The organism is Planctomyces sp. SH-PL14 (assembly GCF_001610835.1).
Lineage (GTDB): Bacteria > Planctomycetota > Planctomycetia > Planctomycetales > Planctomycetaceae > Planctomyces_A.
In genome coordinates this window covers 4633153-4653767 of the sequence record NZ_CP011270.1, presented here as the reverse complement: position 1 = coordinate 4653767, position 20615 = coordinate 4633153, and the positions used below count along the sequence as shown (strand labels likewise).

The window sequence follows — 20615 nt, the reverse complement described above, 5'->3', positions numbered from 1 at the left end:
GTCGGCCTTGCCGGAGGATTTATTCCGAGCGTTTCACGGGGGCCGTAGCTAGATAGCGGCCGGAGACCCGGAAAGACGTTCTTGGGCTCCGTCCGCGTCGCGGCGGTGGGCTGAAGAAGGAGAGTTGGACAACGTCTCGGAAGTCGTCCCGGCTCCACGCTTCGTTCTCCGTGGCAATGTCCTTCATCCGTCCTTCGGTCGACACCACATAGCCTGTGCTCTCGAGAACCTCCTTAACCTGGGTTCGAAGATCGGAAGATGTCCGATAGTTCCAACCGGTATTGAGGGTCAGCGGCACCAGCCGGCGTGGCGGGACGGCCGAATCGGTCGGGAGCTGCAGTGTTTCCAGCCGTTCAAACGTTCCGGCGCTCAGCACCTTGAGAAGCTGCTCATCGATGTGCTGCGGTTTCATCGCCGGAAAGGCCTCAAGAACGCCGTTCAAAGTCAGGGGAGATTTGGGCAGCGGGGCATGGACGTACCACATCAGGCCGACCTCGACGGTCGATCCAGGTCTGGCGTTCTTGTCGACGAGCGGGACGATCAGCACCTCCCGCAATTCTCCGGAGGTTCGCTGATAGTGAAGGATCTCGCGAGATCGCTGTTCCAGCAACGGAGCCTCCCGGAGAACCGACGACGGCAGCTGACCCCCCGGGACGGACTTGAACCCAAGTTGCTCGATGGACTCCGCAATCCACTTGCGGGCATCGGCCAGCTCACCGTCATAGGGCGCTTGAGCGGTCCACAGCGCGGTCACCTCCTTGCCGTCCTGCTCCAGAGCCAGGACCAACGACTGAAACGGGATCGGTGCACTGACGAGGATCGACCGGAAATCATTCGGCACCTCGACCTCTGCGCGGAGGCCGGCGTTCTTCTTGAACAGGTCGAACCGCTCGTCGGTTCCGACCTGCACCGGTTCAAAAAGTTGCCGGAGTGACTGAGCGTCCGTGTAGGCGGCTGGCTCATCCGCCCGGCCGGTCCGGCCAGGAACTGCCCCCAGCAAGAGAATCCACACGACCAATCCGATGATGCGCGACATCGCGAGACCCTTTGGAGGAGAGATGGCCGGTCCAGAAGAAGTGACGAGTCTCGGTAGGAGATCGCCTCGCTGCAAACGGGAAAGCCAAGGCTTCATCCGGAATTGACGGAGACCCTCCGAACGAACGGGACGAAGACGCCCGGCGTCAGTCTCCCTCGTTCCTCAGAACTGCTGCCGAGCGAGTCCAGAGGCCTACTTGGGCCGATGAGGCCGAGACGTCATTTCCGTCTCGTCGTCCGCTTCCGTCAGCGAGAGCGATTCGATCCGGACGTACTTCTCGGTGTTCGGATCGGCCAGCTTCTCGGGGTGGAACCACTTGAGGCCGCGGCGGAACATGTGCCGCGGCAGGCGGAGGAAGTCGGGCAGAATGACTCCCCACTTGAGCCCGAACATGAACATCGGGATGAAGCGGCAGCCCGGCAGGGCGGCGATGAAGCACTCCCGGTACATCGGGCGGAAACGGCTCTTGAAGTGGTACAGCCGGCGGGAGTCGTAGAACCAGTTGGCGGTCGTCCACCAGATGTTCATGCTGTTGCGGACGAGGGCGCTCTCCGAGGCCGATTCCCCACCGCACCGCAGGGCCGGACACTGGCAGAGCGAGAGGTACTGGACTCCCTCGGCCCGCATCTGACGCGACATCTGGACGATCAGGAACGTCACGACGCCGCGGGCGGAGTCCTTCCGGCGGCGGTAGGTCTCGACGCTCCAGACGCGGCCGTTGTGCGAGGGGGTCGAGACGACGAAACCCTCGATCCGGCCTTCCTTTTCGGCGATGAACAGCCGTTTGCGGAACATCTCCCGCAGGTCGAGCTTGCCGACCATCAGCCCCAGCTCGCGGCCGTAGACGGTGTCGTTCAGGTGTTCCGTCGAAATCTCCGCCAGTTCCCGCTCGATGCCGGCGTGCTGATCCGGTGTCAGGAGATCGACGCAGACTTCCCGGTACGTCACGCCGCTGCGGAGGCAGGAATTCTCCTGCTGCCGGACCCAGGCAAAGTCTTTTCCCGCCCAGGTGGCGGTCCGCAGGTCGACGAGCGGCTCCTCGCCTGTCTTGCTGACTTCAAATCCGAACTCGCGGAACAGCGGGACGTCTCCCGCCATGATGTTCAGGAAATGGATGTTCCATTTCCGCTCGCGGCTGAACTGGATGAACTCCTCCAGGAGTCCCCGCCGCTCCTCGGGGGCCGCCACGAGCCCGCCGACGACGTAGATGTTGTTCCGCCACCGCTCGAAGCTGACGACCCCCCGGCCCTCGGAGCCGAAGTAGAACTCGCGGTCGCGCTCGAGAATGAGGTAGGAGTCGTACGCCTCGCCGAACCGGAAGACGAGATCCTCGGCCCGCTGGAGCCAGTCGCGCGTCATCTCGTGTCGCGCCGGAAAGTATCGCGCCGGCGCGGCATCAGTGGAGAGAGGCTGGTGAACCTCCGCGACCACGTTTCGGAGAACGGGAGCGGCGGCGGAAGCGACAGTGATTTCGGCCATGAATCTCTTTACGACTCTTCGGCGGCCTCATTGCCACGAAGTTGCGGACCGGCAGTTCGCAGGCGCAACCGTGCGCGTGGGGAGAAGGTATCGCGACGATCTCCCACGGTCAATTTGCACAAGCTGGTGGGACTTGAGCGGATCCGTCGAGTCTCTTGATTCTTCTGCCGGCCCATGCCCGGAGAGATGGCGGGGCCCAACGGCGGCGGACGAGCGGGGACCACGAGGCCCCCTTTTCTCCCCATCCGCCCGCCTCGACGTCCTCTCTCATCCGGCCAGCAGGTGCACGGTCACGGTGACGCATGCAGCCGCGCTGATGAACAGGACGACCGCACCCAGGCATCCGGATCCGCCATCGGGGCGGGAGAGCGCGAACTTCTCGGGATGCGACTGCCGGAGGCGAACCGCGATCGCCTCGACCTCCTCTTTGGACTCCCGGAGCCCCATCCCGGTCGCCTCCCGGTGAATCTTGATCGCGTCGATCTTCCGGCCCTGGAAGATCGCATCCGACAATCGGCCGAGGAGTTCGGAAGAGAGCGGTTCGCCAGCCATGTTCCGAACCTCGCTATCGCAAGAGCAGAGACATTCTGTCAGCCGTGGATTCTCTAGGAATTCGGCGTCGATTGCGATCCGTCCGTCGCGTCATCCGCAGGGGCAGTCCAGTTCGACACACTGTTCTGATACCACGGATCGAGGCCGGCCAGGAGTCGGCTTCGTTTCTCGTCCCAGTCTTCTTCGTCTTCCTCACCGTCAACCGCCGTGGTCGGGGGCAACTCCCGCAGGGGGACCGTGACACAGACGCCCTCCGTAAGAGTCTTGAAGGGATAAACCTGCCACGGCCGAACGTCGCGGACATGGATGTGGTCAAGCTGAAGTTGACCACGAAACACCTTCAGCTCACACATCGCTCGAATCCACTGCTCGCCGACCTCCTGTGTCGCCGCCTCGATGCTGATCACGGATTGCCCTGAGTCATCCCGGCCTTGCCTGCAGAACTGCTGAAACACGGCCCAATGGGGTTTCGCATACTCCTCCCAGCGGGCCAGCCCGCGGTCGGTGAACGTATAGCACAGACACCTGGGATCGTTGCGAAACCCCGCTTGGATCTCGCCGTCGGAAGGGACAAAGAGTGGCCCGGGTTTGCTGTATCCTGGTCCCCATTCCGCCGCGACGATATCCCCCCCGTCGAAGAGTTCCCGGAGTTCCCGGAGTTCCCGGCGGACTGCCGCATCCGTCAAATGGTGCGGGTGGAGGTCCATGATGAGATGGTTGCTGGCCTCGCCACGCCCCCAGCTCTCCTCGTTCGGATCGCTATCCGGCAATAGGGCGATCGGAATCCAGCCATGTACGGGTGGCTTCGCCTCGATGATGGCTTCGAGCAGCCATAACTCTCCAAATCGCATCGAGTCGCCCCCGAGAGTGATGGGTTTGAGTTGGCTGGCGGAAGAGACGTGACGGCGAGGTGCGCCTATGACAACTCGTTGAAATACTCTGCGACCGGGTTAACGGCAACCACAATTGCCGGTTCGAGGTGGGCATGGGCTTGTCGCCGCGGCCGTCAAATTTCTATTCAGGACGTTAGGGGAGAGGGCTGGTTTGATGGCGTCTGCTCGGTTCAATCCAATCCTGTTTCTGTTCGGCACCCAAGGGACCCTGGACCGGGGGCGGTATCTCGCTTGGGGTGTGGGGCTGATGCTGCTGAAGTACGCCGTGGAAGCGGCCGTGATCGGAGTGGCGACGGGTGAGGTCTATACGCCGCTCGATTTCTTCAACCCGACACTCAGCGGGCGAATGCGGTTCTCCCGGCTGGGGAACGAGTGGCTGGGGCTGGCGTTGACCCTCTGGACGATCCCGTTCGTCTGGATCGCGGTCGCGATGAGCATCCGCCGCTGCCGGGATGCCGGGGTTTCGCCCTGGGAGGTCCAGTGGATCTTCGTCCCGATCGTGAACTTCATCGAGATGATCCGCCTGGCGGTCCTCTCGTCCGAGCCGGCGATCCTGGCGGAGGACTCTCAGGAGCCGGGCGAACTCCCCGCCCCGTTGCCATCCGGCCAACGGGAGCCGCCGTCCGGGGCGGTCCGCGCGGCTCTGAGCGGGATCGCTGCCGGTGTCCTGTATGCCCTGTTTCTGATCGTCAGCTCTGTCTACCTCTTCGACAACTACGGCTCGGCGCTCTTCTTCGGAACCCCGTTCGTCTCGGGCGCCGTCGGGGCCTTTCTCTTCAACCGCCCGCGTCCCCGGTCCCTGCTGGCGACGCTCGGCAATACCTCCCTGATGGTCCTGTTCTGCTGTCTGGCCCTCCTGCTCCTGGCGCTCGAGGGGATGATCTGCGTCCTGATGGCCCTCCCGATCATGGTCCCGGTCGCCTGGCTGGGGGGACTGGTCGGCTGGACGATCGCCCGCGAAACCCGTCGCCCGCAGCGCGAACGTCAGGGCCTCCTCTGTTCGCTGGCGGTGCTGCCGCTCCTCGCCGGAATCGAAGGGGCGGTCGCGCCGAATCCTGTCTTTACGGTGGAATCCGCCATCGAAATCGCCGCGCCCCCCGAGCGGGTCTGGGAGACGGTCATCGGCTTTCCGCCGATCACGCGGGAGCCGGCGTGGTTCTTCCGGCTGGGGATTGCCTGTCCCGAGCGGGCCCGGATCGAGGGGACGGGGATCGGCGCGATCCGGCACTGCGAGTTCACGACCGGCGCGTTCGTGGAGCCGATCACCGTCTGGGATCCCCCGCGGCGGCTGGCGTTCGACGTCACCGAGCAGCCGGAACCGATGTTCGAGCTGACTCCGTACCGCCACATCCATCCGCCGCACCTGAAAAGCTCCTTCCGCAGCACTCGCGGGGAGTTCCGGCTGGAACCCCTCCCCGCGGACGGGGAGCGTGGTCCCGGCACGCGGCTGATCGGCCGGACGTGGTACACGCTCGACATGCGGCCCCTTCCCTACTGGACCGTCTGGTCCGACGCCTTGATCCACGCCATTCACCGGCGGGTCCTGGAACACATCCGCGAGGTCGCGGAGGGGCGGACGGTCCCGGCAAAAACCTTGTGAGACACCCGCTTGAGCGGAGCGCCCCCTGCCCGATACAGTCCCGGAAGCGGTTGCGGAGTTCTCCGAACGCATCTGGACCTGACCGAAAATGCCCTCGCGGCTCATTACCGAGCAAAACGAATTCGACGACTTCTGCGCCCGCATCCGCGAAGCGGGCATCGTCGGATTTGATACGGAGTTCGTCTCCGAGTTCTATTTCCAGCCCAAGCTCTGCCTGCTGCAGTTCGCGCTGCCGGACGAGTCGCACCTCGTCGACCCGTTCGAGGTCGAGGATCTCTCGGCCTGGTGGTCGATCATGGCCGACCAGACGACGACGATCGTCTGCCACGGCGGGCGGGAGGAACTGCGGTTCTGCCTGCGGTACGCCGGGGCGCCTCCGGGGAAGTTCGTCGACGTGCAGGTGGCCGAGGGGCTGCTGAGCCGTGGTTTCCCGGTCTCGTACAAGAACCTGGTCGCCAAGGTGATGAACGTCAAGGTGCACAGTTCCGAGACCCGGACGAACTGGGAGCACCGGCCGCTGACGCAGCGACAGGTCGACTACGCGGTCGAGGACGTCTCGTTCCTCCTTGAGATCTGGAACCGGCAGCAGAAGTCCCTCAAGAAGCAGGGGCGGATGGCGTGGGCGGAGGCGGAGTTCGACCGGATGGTGGCGGATGTCTCCCGCGAGCAGGACCGCGAGGGATGGCGGAAGCTCCCCGGCGTGCAGGGGCTGCGGCCGCGCGATCAGGCGGTCGCCCGGGCGCTGTACCACTGGCGGATCAACACGGCGCAGAAGCTCGACAAGCCTCCGCGGACCGTCTTCCGCGACGACATGCTGATGGAGGTCGCCAAGCGGCAGCCGGCGACGCTGCATGAGCTCAATATGACCCGCGGCATGCAGCGGAAGGATTACCAGCGGTTCGGAACGGACCTTCTGGACTCGGTTCAGGCGGCGCTCGATCTTCCGGAGGAGGATCTGCCGAAGCCGGACCGGGCGAAGGCGTATCCCGCTTCCGACGATGCTCTGTCGCGGCTGTTGAGTCTGGCGCTCTCCAACCGCTGTGCGGAGATGAGTGTCTCGATGTCGCTCGTCGGGAATGCGGCGGATGTGGAGAACCTGGTCCACTGGCACATCCATCACCGGCAGTCGGCCAAGCATCTGCCGAAGCTGCTTCAGGGTTGGCGTGGCGAAGTGTGCGGGACGCTGCTTTCGGACGTGCTGGATGGGAAGCTGACGTTGCGGGTGGCCGATCCGCGTTCGGATGCGCCGCTGCGGTTCGAGCCGTACAAGCCAAGTTGAGTGCTTGAATCGCGTCCTCGCCGGCACGACTCAATATAGCTCAAACCCAACGTGCTACGGCAGCCGGGGTCAAGGGGGTCACCCCTTGCCGCCGGAGGCACTTCCATGAGGAACCGTGGTACACAACGGACGTCCCCTTTGTGGTGCCAGCGTTGAGGACTCCTTCAACCTACACCACTCGCTTTGCAATCCCCGCGGGTTGGTGAGGGGGCATCCGGCACGGTGTCCGCGTTTGGACACGCCCTCCTTCAGACATCTCTCGACGGCCAGGCCTCCGGCGGGCAAGAGGCATTCTGCCCCCTGCACCCCCTGACCAGGGTGCCCCTGGACCCGGTGATTGGGCTTCAAACACTTTCTCGCGGCGCGCCCCAATGCTCACGGTACGTCCGCTTCAACATCCGGCCCGCCTCGTCATCCCCGACAAACATCTCCTTCGCCGGATCAAACTCCAACGCACGCCCCACCCGCGTCGCGATATTCCCGAGATGGCACAGAGCCGTCGAAACATGATTGATCGAGACATCCGCGTTCTGCACTTCGCCCGTCCGAATCCCGCCGAGGAAGTTCCGGTGATGCGCAGCCAGATCCGGCCCGCCCCAAGTCGCCTCCTCAATCAGCTTGTTCCGGCGCCCAAAGATCTGATACCGCCCCGTCTTCCCCAGCAGCATCAGCCCGTCCGTCCCATAAAACGCACACCCGTTCTCAAACCCTTCCTGCACATACGGCGACCAGATCCGCTGCTCAAAGATGAGCTGCTTTCGCGAGTGCGGACCGGGCAGGTTCTGGTACTCGAACAGAACCGTCTGCGTATCCGGGAACTGCTGGTCATCGTCAAAGACGTACTTCCCACCCATCGCCGCGATCCGAGTCGGATGGACCTCGACCCCCAGCCCCCAGCGGGCGATGTCGATGTCATGAACGCCATCATTCCCCATGTCCCCCGCACCAAATTCGTGCCACCACCGCCACACACCCGGCAACAGGTTCGAGCGGTACGGAACCGCTGGAGCGGGGCCGAGCCAGGTGTCGAAGTCGAGGAACTCTGGAGGGGACGACGGCTGCTGTTTTCCGATCGTCCCGCGGCGCTGGCTGTTCCAGGCCTTCGCGACCAGCACCTCGCCGATCACCCCTTCGCGGAGCCGGGCGATCCCCTTGCGGATCCCCTCCGTGCTCCGGCTCTGGGTCCCGACCTGGATGACCCGACCGTGCTGTTTCCCCGCCTCGATCATGAGCCGCCCCTCCCGCAGGTTGTGCGAGCAGGGTTTTTCGACATAGACATGCTTTCCGGCCTGGCACGCCAGGATCGTGGCCGGCGCGTGCCAGTGATCGGGGGTGGCGATCCAGACCGCCTGAACGGCGCGGTCATCGAGGATGCGGCGCAGGTCGCCGGTCGTCTGCGGCCGGGTTCCCGCGGCCTGCTCGACGTGATCGGCGGCGGCCTTGAGACGGTTGGCGTCGACGTCGCAGACCCAGGCGATCCGGACTTCCTTGTTCTGGGCCAGAAGCCGGACGTGGTTCATCCCCATGCCGCCGGGCCCGATGAACCCGATAGGGATCGGCCCGTCTTCCGCCGCGTTCGCTGTTGCCGGAGCGGCCCAGGCTCCGGCGGCGAGGGCCGCTCCCGTGACCTGCAGGAATCCGCGCCGATTCGCCTCAGCCATGCTCCCCTCCGCTTCCTGGCCCCGATCGGAATGTCGCACAGAACACTTTAACGAACGCTGATGCGACAGCAATCACCGAAAGCTCGAACCGCGTCCTTGCCGGCACGACTCGATAGCTCAAACCCAACGTGCGACGGCAGCCTGGGGTCAAGGGGGCCACGCCCCCTTGCCGCCGGAGGCACTTCCATGAGGAACCGTGGTACACAACGGACGTCCGCTTTGTGGAACCGGCGTTAAGTCTCCCCGCTCGCCTTGCAATCCCCGCGGGATGATGTGGGGGCATACGACACGGTGTCCGCGTTTGGACACGTGCTCCTTCCGGCGTCTCCCGACGGCCAGGCCTCCGGCGGGCAAAGGGGCGTTGCCCCTCTGCACTCCCCACCAGGGTGCCCCTGGACCCGGTTCTCATGGTGGCAGTTAGATCAGCCCCGCCTGCCAAGGCCCCGTGATCGCCAGCGTGATCCCCGGCGTCTGCAGATTCGCAAAGAGCCACCGACCGTCCGCCGAAAACGTACAGCCACACCACTCCCGCCCGCGATGGTCCGCTGTCGCCACCTTCTTCCCCAGCGTCGCCAGACGCCCTTTCGCCCTGCCAGCACTGAAATCGCAGTTGTTGGCCGCAAACGGAAACACCCGCCCGTCACCCGTCAGCCCCTGCAACCGAAGCGGCGAATGATCCCCATCCTCACAGAGGACAATCCCACCCCGCGGACTGAACGTCATGTTGTCCGGCATGTCCAGAACGTCCCGCGCCGGCGACTCAAACAAAAGCGTCAGCTGCTCCTTCGACGGGTCGTACTGCCACACCTGCCCCCGCCGCGCATCCCCCCCGCTGGTGGCGGTCATCACGATCATTCCGTGGGCCGCCGCGCACCCCTCCAACCGGGCAAACGTCGAAGCCCCCAGCCGCACCCCCCGCTTGAAGACCGCCTGCGTCTCATCCGCTTCGCCGGTCCGGGCATCCTCGACATCGTCGAGAACATGCCAACGGACATCGAAGTGGCTTCCAACCCGGATCCCTCGCCGCAGATCCTTCTGCCCAACCGCTTCCAGGATCTCCAGCCGGCCGCCGTCATGCATCTTCCCCGGGATCTTGGGGACGTAGCGGTAAAGCCCGGACTCGCCACGGTCCTCCGTCAGGTAGACGATGCTCGTCGCCGGGTCGACGGCCACTGCCTCATGAACGAAGCGGCCCATCCCCCGGATCGGCTCCGGATTCGCGGCGCCGTCGGCGGCGACTTCGAAGACCCAGCCGTGCGACTTCTGGAACTCTTCCCGCTCATCGACGACGGTCTCTTCACAGGTGAGCCAGGTCCCCCAGGGGGTTGGACCGCCGGCGCAGTTACGGACTGTTCCTCCGAGCGCCGCGCGGCTCGACAGCCACTTGCCGCGGGTGCCGTCGAACTGCAGCACGGTGCAGCCTCCGCGGGCGGCCGCGTCGTAGGTCGCTTCGGGCTTCGTGAACGGCACGCCGGGCTTGTCGAGCTCGTGGTTGCGGATGAGGGAGATGATCCCTTTCTGCTCCTTGACGACTGCCATCCCGTCGTGGGCGGCAGGGGTGGGAGCGCCGTCGCTCATCGGGTCGCCGGTCCAGCCGTAGGAGATGCAGCGGAAGCCTTCGGGGAGCCGGATCAGTTCGAGGCCGGTTGTTTCGTCTTCGACGGGGCGGAGCGGGCCGTAGCCGGGGGCGAGGAGTTCGGGGAACCCGACGGCGGCGCAGTGGGAGGTGAGGGAGGCGAAGAGGGAGCCGACGGCTGTGGAGGCAAGGGCGGAGCCGAGGAATTGGCGGCGGGAGAAAGACGTCATGGGGGAGGCGGGCGTCTCGCGTGAGGTCGCCCGATAGGGGTCAAACGTGGGAACCCGGCCTGTCCGAGTTTGACCGGCACGTTACCGGCCAAACCGCGCCCCCTTCAACGCCACCCCAAGAACCGGGTCCAGGGGCACCCTGGTGGGGGATGCAAGGGGGCAACACCCCCTTGCCCGCCGGAGGCCTGGCCGTCGAGAGATGCCTGAAGGAGTAAGTATCCAAACGCGGACACCGTGCCGGATGCCCCTTCACCAACCCGCGGAGATTCCAGAGCGAGTTGCGAGTCCTCAACGCCGGTTCCACAAGGGGACATCCGTTGCTGACCACGGTTCCTCATGGAAGTGCCTCCGGCGGCAAGGGGGTGAAACCCCCTTGACCCCAGAGGCCGTCGCACGTTGGGCTTGAGCTATCGAGCTGTGCCGGCAAGAACGGTGTTCGAGCGCCGGCCCTTACAGCGACTTCCAGTCCAGAATCACCTTCCCCGACTGACCACTCCGCATCGCCTCAAAACCCCTCTCAAACTCCGTCGCCGAAAACCGGTGCGTGATCACCTGATCGATCTTCAGCCCCCCCTGGAGCATCACCGTCATCTTGTACCACGTCTCATACATCTCCCGGCCGTAGATCCCCTTGATCGTCAGCATGTTGAAGACGACCAGGTTCCAGTCGATCGCCATCTCCTTCTCAGGAATCCCCAGCATCGCCACCTTCCCGCCATGCGCCATGCTGGCCAGCATGTCACGGAAGGCCGAAGGATTGCCCGACATCTCCAGACCGACGTCGAACCCCTCCTTCATGCGGAGTTCCTTCTGAACGTCCGAGAGCTTCTCGGTCCGGACATCAACAACCCGCGTCGCCCCCATCTTCTTCGCCAGCTCCAGCCGCCACGGGTTCACGTCCGTCACAACGACGTACCGGGCCCCCGCGTACTGCGCGATCGCCGTCGCCATGCAGCCGATCGGCCCCGCCCCGGTGATCAGGACGTCTTCGCCCAGAAGGTCGAACGACAGCGCCGTATGAACCGCATTCCCGAACGGATCGAAGATGCTCGCGATGTCGCGATTGATCGAAGGATCGTGGTGCCAGACGTTCGTCTGCGGCACCGCGATGTACTCCGCGAACGCCCCGGGCCGGTTGACACCGATCCCCTGCGTGTGGGCACACAGATGCCGCCGCCCCGCCAGACAGTTGCGGCAGTGCCCGCAGACAACGTGCCCTTCGCCGCTCACCACCTCGCCGGGAAAGAAGTCCCGGACGTTCGAACCGACCTCGACGATGTCCCCGACAAACTCATGCCCCACCACCATCGGGACCGGGATCGTCTTCTGGGCCCACGCGTCCCAGTTGTAGATGTGGACGTCAGTCCCGCAGATCCCCGTCCGGTCGACCCGGATCAGGACATCGTTGGGGCCGACCGTCGGCTCCGGAACGTTCTCCAGCCAGAGTCCGGGCTGGGCATGGCGTTTGACGAGAGCTTTCATGAGTGTCCCGGTAGAACGGTTTGCCGCCCGGAATCGGGCAGCCAGAGGAGCGGGGCGAAGGAAGGCGGAATCCTAACACCCCTCCAAAATCGCGGGGCGAACGTTCCGACGCGATTCGAGGTTCCTTATCCTAGACGGGGCACCGTGCAGTATGCAAGACATTCATCCACAATAGTGAACATGGCCAGACGACCAGCGGAAGAGAGCGGCGGGACGGGAACCGGGTCAAACGCCGACGTCGTCGGCATGCAGCTCAGCCAGCGGATCAAAGCCCTGCGCGGAGAGAAGGGCTGGTCGCTGGAGCGGCTTTCCGCCGCCTGCGGGGTGAGCCGCTCGATGCTCAGCCAGATCGAGCGGGGGCTGGCGAACCCGACGCTCGGCGTGACGCTCCGGATCGCGGAGGCGTTCGACCTGACGATCGGTGAGTTCGTCGAGCACGGCCCCAAGCGGGGGTCGACGATCCACGTCGTCCGCGGCAACGATCCGGCCCACACGTTCCGGTCGGACGAGCACGTGACGCTGCGGACGCTGTCGCCGCTGCACCTGGAGAAGGACACGGAGTTCTACGAACTCGTCCTGGAAGAGGGGGCGGTCCTGAGCAGCGCGCCCCACTTTCCGAAGACCCGCGAGTTCCTCACGGTGGTCCAGGGGAAGGTGCGGGTCACATCGGGAAGCGACGTCTCGGAGCTCGCCCGCGGCGACTCGGCCACGTATGCGGCGGACGTCAGCCACGAGATCGCCAACACCGGCCGCGGGAAAGCGTCGCTGTTTCTTGTGGTCAGCTATCGCTGAGAGAGGCGGAAGACGGAAGGCTTAAGGCGGAAGGTAGAAAGACAGAGAAGGCGAAGGCCGTGACGGCAGCCTCAACCTTCAGCCTTCCGTCTGAACCCCTTCAGCCTCTGCCTCCCCCTCACGCATACGACTCAGCCAGCACGGAGCGCGACGGCAGCGTATGCGGCTCCTGTCCCAGGTAGCCGTCGTGGAAGCGGTTCTTGATGGCGAGGATCTCGTCCTCGCAGCGGACAAAGGAGGCGACCACGCGGGGATCGAACTGCGTCCCGGCGCCGTCCTCGATGATCTCGCGGGCCAGCTCGTGAGTGAACGCTTCTTTGTAGACCCGCTTGCTCGTCAGGGCGTCGTAGACGTCAGCCACCGAGGTAATCCGCGCGGCGAGCGGAATTTCGTCTCCCGAGATGCCGCTGGGATACCCCTTGCCGTCGTACCGCTCATGGTGCGTGAGAGCGATGTCGCGGGCCATCTTGAGAAAACCCCCGCCCGGGTAGCTGGCCGCGACGTCTTCCAGCGTCTTGGCCCCCAGCAGCGTGTGGGTCTTCATGATCTCGAACTCTTCCGCCGTGAGCCGTCCGGGCTTCAGCAGGACCGTGTCGGGAATCGCAACCTTGCCGATGTCGTGCAACGGGCTCGTGAGATAGAGCAGCCGGATGTATTCGCCGTCGATCTCGTCGCGGAAGTCGGGCGTCCGGGAGAGGTCCTCGGCGATGACGCGGGAGTACTCCCGCATCCGCTCCAGGTGCTCACCGGTCTCCTGGTCGCGGGACTCGGCCAGCTTGGCGAGGGCGAAGATCGTCAGCTCGCGGGTTTCGAGACCGAGCAGCCGCTCTCCGGCGCGGACCCGGACCCGCAGTTCGCTGGGGTTGAACGGTTTGGCGATGAAGTCGTCGGCCCCGGCCTCGAGCCCCTCGATGACCCGCTCGCTCCCGGAGAAGGAGGTCAGGAGGATGATGTAGATGTACCGCCCCATGTGCCGCTGGCGGATCTCGCGACAGAGCTCCGGACCGCTCATCCCCGGCATCTGCCAGTCGGAGATCAGCATCCGGTACCGCCCCGAGCGGAGCAGCTGAATGGCTTCGAGGCCGTCGTGGGCCACGGTGACGGAGTAGCCGAACGCCTCCAGCGCATGCGAGAGCGTCAGCGTCGTGCTCTCATCGTCATCAGCGATCAGGACATTCATGGGAATACAATCCGCAGCCCGCGTAGTATTCGGTGTTCTACCGCTCCAAGGGGTTCAGGCGCCGGCGGCGCCCTGCTGAAGGTCGCAGGAAATCTGTTCGAGGTGTCCGATCGCGTCCGTCACTTCGTCCGACCATTCGCGGGTCGCAAAGTCTTCGATGCGGGCCGCCCAGTGCCGAACGTCCGGCGCCGCGACGTTCGCCGCTTCTCCCTTGAGGCGGTGAGCCAGGAGGGCGACTCCCGGCATGTCACCGGCATCGGCCAGGCCGCGGAGGGTCGGGACGTTCGTCGCCAGGCTCCGGCGGAATCCGGAGATCAGCTTGTCGACCAGCCGCATGTTTCCAAGGCAGCGGTCGAGGAGCTGGGGAAGATCAAAATGGGCGCTCGTTCCGGCGGGGGTAGGAGAGCCGGAGAGCTCCGCGGCGGGGCGAGTCATTTCGAGCGTGGCCATTGACAGGGGACCTCGTGATGTGGGGAAGCCTCACAAGGCTAGGTTGCCGCGTTTTCTGACGTCGCCGAAATGTTCCGAAATCGCAGCAGCGAATGCCCCAGATTCGGACAAATGCACCTTTCGCCGAGACAAACGGCACAATCGATACATCTCTGGCCGCGAACCGCAGCAGCGGGTCTTGATGGGTTTCCGCGCTGCTGGCGGTCCTGCCCCGTCCCGGCGTTCATTTTCCCTTGCCTGACGCGGCCGGGGCCGGGGCCGGAGCGGACTTCTCTCTCAGGAAGATCAGGAGCAGCGTCGTCCCCAGGACGGCGCTGACCAGCGACCCCATCAGGGTCCCGATCTTTCCGGCGGCCGCCATCTCGGCGTACCGCGGGCCCGGGAACGACAGGCCGTTCAGGAACAGCGACATCGTGAAGCCGATCCCCGCCATGCAGGCCCCGCCGGTCATGACCTTCCAGTCGACGCCGGTCGGCAGCCGTGTCACCCCCGCTTTGACCGCCGCCACCGTGAACAGCAGGATCCCGAGCGGTTTCCCCAGCACCAGTCCCGCCGCGACCGCCATCGAGACCGGATGAGAGAGCTCCGAGGGATCGAACGCTACCCCGGCGTTCGCCAGGGCGAAGAGGGGCATGATGAAGAACGACATCCACGGGTGCAGGCCGGTCTCCAGCCGATGGAGCGGCGACTCGGACTCGCGGAGGGCGAACTCGACCCGCTTCAGGTCGGCCCGCCGGTCGCGCTCTTCGGGATCGGCCACATCGAGACTCTTCCAGGTCTTCTCGAGCACTTCGGAAAGCGTTCGATCGCCGATCCACGCGCGGGCCGGCGTCAGCAGGCCGAGCAGCACGCCGGCCACGGTCGGATGGATCCCCGCCTGCAGAAACCCGAGCCAGGCGATAATCCCCGCGAAGACATAGAGCGCGATCGCCCGGACGCCCAGGAGATTGAGCAGGACCGCGATCAGGAACCCGCCCCCCGCCACCGCCAGCCACTCCCACACGATCGTCTCCGTGAAGACGACGGCGATCACCAGCACCGCCCCCAGGTCGTCCACGATCGCCAGCGACAGGAGCGCGATCTTGAGTCCGAAGGGGACGCGGTGCCCGAGCAGCGACAGGACGCCGACGACGAAGGCGATGTCGGTCGCCATCGGGATCGCCCACCCCCGCTGGCCCGGCTCGTCCCACTGCAAGCCGAAGTAGATCAGCGCAGGAACGATCATCCCGCCCATCGCCGCCACGACAGGGAGGAGAGCTTTGCGGGGATCGCGGAGTTCGCCCGCCACGAGCTCCCGTTTGATCTCAAGACCGACGACGAAGAAGAACAGCGTCATCAGGCCATCGTTGATGATCAGATGGCCCAGCGTCCCTTTCAGCGAAAAGTCGCCGAAACCGAACTCGACCGGGATCTCCCACAGCTCGGAGAACTCGTGGCTGAAATCCGAGTTGGCGAGCACCAGGGCGACGATCGTCGCCAGGAGGAGCGCGATGCCGCCGGCCGCCTGAACATGGAGGAAACGGTGCAGCGGGGCCAGCCAGCGCTCGATCGGGCGGGACGGGAGGGAGGTTGCTGCGGCTCCCTCTCGTTTTCCTTTCGCCGCGTCCTTCATCCTGTCGCTCCTTCGATCCTGGGTTGCCTCCAAGTTGTAGTTGGCTTGGGGGTTGTCTCCTACCGCAGTTGCTCATCCGTTGCTACTGAGACGAAGACGGCGCATTGCGCCGGAGCCATCTCTGCGCTCTGCAGGTTCCTCATCGGAAGAGGTTTGAAACACAGAGGCACAGAGAACACAGAGAGGGACGGCGGGAGACGAGACGTTCGTGAAGCGGTTTCGGGAGAGGAAGGGGAGCCACAGATGAACACGGATGGAGACGGATGGACACAGCTCAAGGCCGGGAACGCGGTCCCACAGCCCCGTCCTGCCTCTGGATTCGTCACTCTCCGTGTTCTCTGTACCTCTGTGTTTCAAAATCCGAAGGCCTCTGAAATACAACGACGTCAACCGAGTCGGGCCTCGTCCTCCGCCCATTGGCAGAGCTCGCTGCCATGACACGAGCGCGCGATGCTCCGTCTTCGGATCAGGAGCAACGGTCCGACAGGGAGTGCGGCCAGGGGCCGTCGCCCGATCGGTTTGAGAAAATGGCGCTGCGCCGACGGGGACGGTCTTCACGCGACGGTCCAGCCGTGATTCGATACTCTCCTCCGCATGCCCGTCGAAACGCGAGACATCCGGACGCCCACCCCCACGCGGCACCGTCCGACTCCTCGCGCAGCAACCACTGAAAGAGAAGCAGCCCGAATGGAAGAGGATCGCGTCGGTGAAGCGGTCCGCGCTCTGTGCTGCTGGGACAACGAGTCCCCCCGCGTCGGGATCATCCTGGGAACGGGGCTCGGCAGTGCCACCTCCCGGCTCGAAACGACAGCCCGCATCCCCTACGCCGACATCCCCCACTTCTGCCAGTCCACCGCCGTCGGACACGCCGGCGAATGGCTCTGCGGCCGCTGGCGAGGAACGCCGGTCGCCGTCATGTCCGGCCGCTTCCACCTCTATGAAGGCTACAGCTTCGAGCAGATCGGCCGCGCCATCCGCGTCATGCATGGCCTGGGGGTCGAGACCCTGGTCGTCACCAACGCCGCCGGCGGACTCTCGCCCGATCTGCGGGTCGGAGACCTTGTGGTGATCGAGGACCACGTCAACTTTGCCTTCTGCAATCCCCGTCGTGACCCGGTCGTCTCCGGCGGCGGCCCCTGCCGGTCCGGCACGTTCTACGACCGCGGGCTGCACCGCTCCGCCCTGGCCTCGGCCGAAGGTGCCGGCATCCGGGCCCGGTCGGGCGTCTACATCGGTGTCACGGGACCGAACTACGAGACGCGGGCGGAGTACCGTTTCTTCCGTGGACTGGGGGATGTCGTCGGGATGTCGACGGTTCCGGAGGCAACGACGGCCGCGAACCTGGGTATGCGGGTCCTGGGGATCTCGACGGTGACGAACGTCTGCGACCCGGACCATCTGGAAACGACGAGTGGTGAGGAAGTCGCGGCCGCGGCGCGGAACGCCGCCGACCGGGTGGGGGCGGTTATCGATGGAGTCCTCAGCGGACTCTCGTAACGCGGCGTGTCGAACCACGTCCTTGCCGGCACGACGTGATAGCTCAAACCCAACGTGCCAAGGCCGCTGGGGTCAAGGGGGCCTCGCCCCCTTGCCGCCGGAGGCACGTCTATGAGGAACCGTGGGACACAACGGATGTCCCCTTTGCGGTACCTGCGTTGACGACTCCCCGCTCGCCCTGGAATCCCTGCGTGTCGATGTGGGGGCATCCGGCACGCTGTCCGCGTTCGGACACTCACTCCTTCAGACAGCTCTCGACGGCCAGGCCTCCGGCGGGCAAAGGGGCGTTGCCCCTCTGCACTCCCCACCAGGGTGCCCCTGGACCCGGTGGAATGAACGCGCCGCTCGCGACGCATTTCAAAAATTCTTTTGATCTCGCTGATTCGCGCCCACGTTGGCCTCAGACAACACGTAATCGAGAGATCACGCGGCCCACAACCGCCATGCCTCCATGCGCACAAGGCTCGTCATGCGCAGAGCGACGATCGAGGAACGACTCGCCACCGCGCAGCAACATGACCAACGCTGCCTGCTGTGCGAACACCGCTGCGCCATCAACCGCGCCGCAGCCGAACGAGGCGAATGCAAAGCCGGGATCGAAGCCCGCGTCTTCCGCCATCGCATCGAATGCGGCGAAGAACCCGAACTCGTCCCCTGCCACCTCTTCTACCTCTCCGGCTGCGACCTGCGCTGCGCCTTCTGCATCGCCGAAGCCAACGCCTTCGACCCAGGGCGCGGCCGCATTCTGACTCCCGACTTCTTCCGCGCCGCCGCCACCTGGGGACAACAGCAGGGAGCCAGAACCCTGCAATGGGTCGGCGGCGAACCGACGATCCACCTGCCGCGAATCCTCGAAGCGATGCAGGGCTGCGAAGCCCTCCCGCCGATCGTCTGGAAGTCCGACTTCCACGGGACCCCCGAAGTCTTCGAACTGCTCGACGGCCTCGTCACCACCTACGTCGCCGACTTCAAGTTCGGCAACGACCACTGTGCCCAACGGATCGCCCGCGTCCCGAACTACTGGTCGATCCTGACCCGCAATCTCCGGATCGCCTCCCGGCAGGGACGGCTGATCGTGCGGCACCTGCTGATGCCCGGCCACCACGACTGCTGCTTCGTCCCGGTCCTGCGGTGGCTGACCGACGAGCTTCCCGAAGCGGCCCTCAGCCTCCGCGACGGCTACCTCCCCCGCTGGCGGGCCGCCTCCGAAGCCAAGGGGATCGAAGAACTCTCGCGGCGTCTCCGCCGGGACGAGGTCGAACAGGCCCGCGCGCTGGCCCGGCAGTCGGGACTGGAGGTGCTGCTGTGACGGCACACGAAACACTTCAGGACATCGCGGTCTCCGACCTTGAATGCTCCGAGTCCTCGGCGATCACCGAGATCGAGATCGCCCCGGACGGCCGGCTGTTCCTGTTCGGAGCGTCGTCGGGCGTCCTGACACTGCTCCGCGAATGCGGCCTCGCCGACAACGCAATGCTCCCCCGTATTCCCACCCCGGGCGACCACTGACACTATGGACTCGGCTGCAAACTCCTCCGGCGCCTCTCTCCCCTCCGTGCCCAACGCCGCGGCGCGGAAGCCGGCCCCTCGACCCGCGGCCGCCACCCCGGCCCCCGCCCGGGGAAGATGCCGGCTGACCCTGGACCAGGAAGTCGACGTCCTGATCCGCGCCCGCTACCCGATCATCTTCATCCGCACCTATGAAGAAGAACGGGCCGAGCACCTCCTGCGGTCGATCGCCGAGCGACGGAACAAAAAGCTGCTTGTCTGGACCGTGACGCAGGGGATCCAGAAGCCCGAGGCGGAAGCAGCCCGCGGCAAACCGGGCGGCCGCACCAACGACCCCCTCACCGCGCTCGACTCGATCCTCGATTCCGTCGAGCCGGCGATCTTCCTCATGAAGGATTTCCATCCCTACATGATGCCGACGCCGTGCAACCGCAACGGCCACATCATTCGCCGGCTTCGCGACGCCGCGATCCAGCTTCGCGACACATACAAGACGATCGTCGTTGTCGGCCCGCTGCTGAACCTGGCGCCGGAGCTGGAGAAGGATGTCACGATCCTCGATTTCCCGCTCCCGACCACGCGCGAGTTCAACGCCCTGCTCGACCGGATCGTCAGCGACGTCAAGGAAAACAGCCAGCTCGAGATCGCCATCGACAGCCACGACCGCGAGCGGCTGTTCCACGCCGCCCGCGGCCTGACGCTGCGGGAAGCGGAGAACGTCTTCGCCAAGACCCTCGTCGTCGACGGCAAGCTCACTGCCGACGACATCGACATGGTCTACAGCGAGAAGCAGCAGATCATCCGCAAGAGCGGCCTCCTCGAGTACTACGAGTCCGACGAGCGGCTCGGCCACGTGGCGGGCCTCAACAACCTCAAGGACTGGTTCAAGAAGCGCTCGATCGCCTTCAGCGACCAGGCAGCCCGGTTCGGCCTCCCCTCCCCGCGCGGCGTCCTGCTGCTGGGAGTCCAGGGCTGCGGCAAGAGCCTCATTGCCAAGGCAGTATCGAGCTTCTGGCGGCTCCCCCTGCTGCGGTTCGATGTCGGCCGGATGTTCAGCAGTCTCGTCGGGTCGAGCGAAGAGAACGTCCGCCGCGCCATCCAGACCGCTGAGAGCGTCGCCCCTGCGATCCTGTGGATCGACGAAATCGACAAGGCCCTCGCCGGCTCGACCAGCTCCGCCGGCAGCGACGGCGGGACATCGTCGCGGGTCTTCGGAACGCTCCTGACGTGGCTCTCGGAAAAGTCCTCACCGGTCTTCGTCATCGCCACCGCGAACGACATCAGTCACCTCCCCCCGGAACTCCTCCGCAAGGGGCGTCTCGACGAGATCTTCTTCGTCGACCTCCCGAACGCGGAGGAACGGAAGGACGTCTTCCAGATCCACCTCCAGCGACGCGGCCGCGACGCCGCCCGCTTCGACCTCGATGCCCTGGCCCGCGCCTGCGAGGGGTACAGCGGGGCGGAGATCGAGGAATCGGTCGTCTCCGGCCTGTTCGACGCCTTCAGCCAGAAGTCGGACCTCACGACCGACATCCTCCTGAACAGCCTGCAACAGACAGTCCCGCTCTCGCGAACGATGAGCGAGGAACTGAACCGCCTCCGCACCTGGGCCGCCGGCCGAGCCCGTCCGGCAACAGGGACCGAAGCGGCCGCCAAGCCCGAAGCCAGGCGGAAGATCGAACTGGTTTAGAAACATCGAGGAAGCGACCGACATCCCGGGAGGGCGACGCTCCCGCGGAGCCGCAAACGTCTACGGTCGATCAATCGCGAATCGCGGCGTGATCCTG

Annotated in this window: 17 protein-coding genes; 7 read left to right on the top strand and 10 right to left on the bottom strand. The window is 65.3% G+C overall.

Annotated features, from left to right (window positions below; all coding sequences use genetic code 11):
• Nucleotides 1-19 precede the first annotated feature (19 nt).
• The 4 genes from VT03_RS17920 to VT03_RS17905 form a co-directional block, all read right to left on the bottom strand.
• Nucleotides 20-1012, bottom strand: a complete 993-nt coding sequence (locus VT03_RS17920) for a hypothetical protein (protein ID WP_156514579.1) — start codon at nt 1010-1012, stop codon at nt 20-22.
• A gap of 216 nt (nt 1013-1228) precedes the next feature.
• The gene (locus VT03_RS17915; RefSeq protein ID WP_075094246.1) at nt 1229-2515 is read right to left on the bottom strand and encodes a DUF2156 domain-containing protein; all 1287 of its coding nucleotides are present in this window, start codon (nt 2513-2515) and stop codon (nt 1229-1231) included.
• A gap of 267 nt (nt 2516-2782) precedes the next feature.
• Entirely contained in the window at nt 2783-3067 is a 285-nt protein-coding gene (locus VT03_RS17910; RefSeq protein WP_075094245.1) for a ribosomal protein L7/L12, read from the bottom strand.
• Nucleotides 3068-3120: 53 nt separating this feature from the next.
• Nucleotides 3121-3918 (bottom strand): hypothetical protein, encoded by a 798-nt coding sequence (locus VT03_RS17905; RefSeq protein WP_075094244.1) that lies wholly within the window; start codon nt 3916-3918, stop codon nt 3121-3123.
• Between the two features lie 196 nt (nt 3919-4114).
• Between VT03_RS17905 and VT03_RS17900 the strand changes: the two genes are divergently transcribed.
• On the top strand, nt 4115-5560 hold the full coding sequence (locus tag VT03_RS17900) for an SRPBCC family protein (protein WP_075094243.1): 1446 nt from the start codon (nt 4115-4117) through the stop codon (nt 5558-5560).
• A gap of 88 nt (nt 5561-5648) precedes the next feature.
• Complete coding sequence (locus tag VT03_RS17895; protein WP_075094242.1) at nt 5649-6839, top strand: ribonuclease D; 1191 nt, start codon at nt 5649-5651, stop codon at nt 6837-6839.
• A 344-nt stretch (nt 6840-7183) separates the two neighbouring features.
• Here the strand turns inward: VT03_RS17895 and VT03_RS17890 are convergent, their stop codons facing one another.
• The 3 genes from VT03_RS17890 to tdh all read right to left on the bottom strand — a co-directional run bounded on the left by VT03_RS17890 (nt 7184) and on the right by tdh (nt 11788).
• Nucleotides 7184-8500 carry a Gfo/Idh/MocA family protein gene (locus VT03_RS17890; protein ID WP_075094241.1) on the bottom strand — a complete coding sequence of 439 codons (1317 nt, stop codon included), beginning with the start codon at nt 8498-8500 and terminating at the stop codon, nt 7184-7186.
• Nucleotides 8501-8917: 417 nt separating this feature from the next.
• On the bottom strand, nt 8918-10306 hold the full coding sequence (locus VT03_RS17885; protein WP_075094240.1) for a PhoX family protein: 1389 nt from the start codon (nt 10304-10306) through the stop codon (nt 8918-8920).
• A 450-nt stretch (nt 10307-10756) separates the two neighbouring features.
• The gene (gene tdh / locus VT03_RS17880) at nt 10757-11788 is read right to left on the bottom strand and encodes an L-threonine 3-dehydrogenase (protein ID WP_075094239.1); all 1032 of its coding nucleotides are present in this window, start codon (nt 11786-11788) and stop codon (nt 10757-10759) included.
• Nucleotides 11789-11968: 180 nt separating this feature from the next.
• Here tdh and VT03_RS17875 point away from each other — a divergent pair, with 180 nt between their 5' ends.
• Nucleotides 11969-12580: a helix-turn-helix domain-containing protein gene (locus VT03_RS17875; RefSeq protein ID WP_075094238.1), complete on the top strand. Its 612-nt coding sequence runs from the start codon at nt 11969-11971 to the stop codon at nt 12578-12580.
• 118 nt (nt 12581-12698) lie between these two features.
• Here the strand turns inward: VT03_RS17875 and VT03_RS17870 are convergent, their stop codons facing one another.
• The 3 genes from VT03_RS17870 to nhaA all read right to left on the bottom strand — a co-directional run bounded on the left by VT03_RS17870 (nt 12699) and on the right by nhaA (nt 15822).
• Complete coding sequence (locus VT03_RS17870; protein ID WP_075094237.1) at nt 12699-13760, bottom strand: HD domain-containing phosphohydrolase; 1062 nt, start codon at nt 13758-13760, stop codon at nt 12699-12701.
• 54 nt (nt 13761-13814) lie between these two features.
• Nucleotides 13815-14210 carry an Hpt domain-containing protein gene (locus VT03_RS17865; RefSeq protein WP_075094236.1) on the bottom strand — a complete coding sequence of 132 codons (396 nt, stop codon included), beginning with the start codon at nt 14208-14210 and terminating at the stop codon, nt 13815-13817.
• Between the two features lie 223 nt (nt 14211-14433).
• Nucleotides 14434-15822 (bottom strand): Na+/H+ antiporter NhaA, encoded by a 1389-nt coding sequence (nhaA, locus tag VT03_RS17860; protein WP_075094235.1) that lies wholly within the window; start codon nt 15820-15822, stop codon nt 14434-14436.
• Nucleotides 15823-16509: 687 nt separating this feature from the next.
• On the opposite strand from nhaA, the gene VT03_RS17855 reads away from it, so the two are divergent.
• The 4 genes from VT03_RS17855 to VT03_RS17840 all read left to right on the top strand — a co-directional run bounded on the left by VT03_RS17855 (nt 16510) and on the right by VT03_RS17840 (nt 20518).
• A complete protein-coding gene (locus VT03_RS17855; RefSeq protein ID WP_075094234.1) occupies nt 16510-17319 on the top strand; it encodes a purine-nucleoside phosphorylase in 810 nt (269 codons plus the stop codon).
• A gap of 469 nt (nt 17320-17788) precedes the next feature.
• A complete protein-coding gene (locus VT03_RS17850) occupies nt 17789-18628 on the top strand; it encodes a radical SAM protein (protein ID WP_197488987.1) in 840 nt (279 codons plus the stop codon).
• Complete coding sequence (locus tag VT03_RS17845) at nt 18625-18828, top strand: hypothetical protein (protein WP_075094232.1); 204 nt, start codon at nt 18625-18627, stop codon at nt 18826-18828. The genes VT03_RS17850 and VT03_RS17845 overlap by 4 nt, the downstream gene beginning before the upstream one ends.
• 4 nt (nt 18829-18832) lie before the next feature.
• Nucleotides 18833-20518, top strand: coding sequence for an AAA family ATPase (locus VT03_RS17840; protein WP_075094231.1), 1686 nt, complete (start codon nt 18833-18835; stop codon nt 20516-20518).
• Nucleotides 20519-20615 lie beyond the last annotated feature (97 nt).

Bases quoted from the DNA above. Each gene is read 5' to 3' on its own strand.
- VT03_RS17915 (WP_075094246.1), bottom strand. From the start codon at position 2,515: ATGGCCGAAATCACTGTCGCTTCCGCCGCCGCTCCCGTTCTCCGAAAC.
- VT03_RS17910 (WP_075094245.1), bottom strand. From the start codon at position 3,067: ATGGCTGGCGAACCGCTCTCTTCCGAACTCCTCGGCCGATTGTCGGAT.
- VT03_RS17905 (WP_075094244.1), bottom strand. From the start codon at position 3,918: ATGCGATTTGGAGAGTTATGGCTGCTCGAAGCCATCATCGAGGCGAAG.
- VT03_RS17900 (WP_075094243.1), top strand. From the start codon at position 4,115: ATGGCGTCTGCTCGGTTCAATCCAATCCTGTTTCTGTTCGGCACCCAA.
- VT03_RS17895 (WP_075094242.1), top strand. From the start codon at position 5,649: ATGCCCTCGCGGCTCATTACCGAGCAAAACGAATTCGACGACTTCTGC.
- VT03_RS17890 (WP_075094241.1), bottom strand. From the start codon at position 8,500: ATGGCTGAGGCGAATCGGCGCGGATTCCTGCAGGTCACGGGAGCGGCC.
- VT03_RS17885 (WP_075094240.1), bottom strand. From the start codon at position 10,306: ATGACGTCTTTCTCCCGCCGCCAATTCCTCGGCTCCGCCCTTGCCTCC.
- tdh (WP_075094239.1), bottom strand. From the start codon at position 11,788: ATGAAAGCTCTCGTCAAACGCCATGCCCAGCCCGGACTCTGGCTGGAG.
- VT03_RS17875 (WP_075094238.1), top strand. From the start codon at position 11,969: ATGGCCAGACGACCAGCGGAAGAGAGCGGCGGGACGGGAACCGGGTCA.
- VT03_RS17870 (WP_075094237.1), bottom strand. From the start codon at position 13,760: ATGAATGTCCTGATCGCTGATGACGATGAGAGCACGACGCTGACGCTC.
- VT03_RS17865 (WP_075094236.1), bottom strand. From the start codon at position 14,210: ATGGCCACGCTCGAAATGACTCGCCCCGCCGCGGAGCTCTCCGGCTCT.
- nhaA (WP_075094235.1), bottom strand. From the start codon at position 15,822: ATGAAGGACGCGGCGAAAGGAAAACGAGAGGGAGCCGCAGCAACCTCC.
- VT03_RS17855 (WP_075094234.1), top strand. From the start codon at position 16,510: ATGGAAGAGGATCGCGTCGGTGAAGCGGTCCGCGCTCTGTGCTGCTGG.
- VT03_RS17850 (WP_197488987.1), top strand. From the start codon at position 17,789: ATGCGCAGAGCGACGATCGAGGAACGACTCGCCACCGCGCAGCAACAT.
- VT03_RS17840 (WP_075094231.1), top strand. From the start codon at position 18,833: ATGGACTCGGCTGCAAACTCCTCCGGCGCCTCTCTCCCCTCCGTGCCC.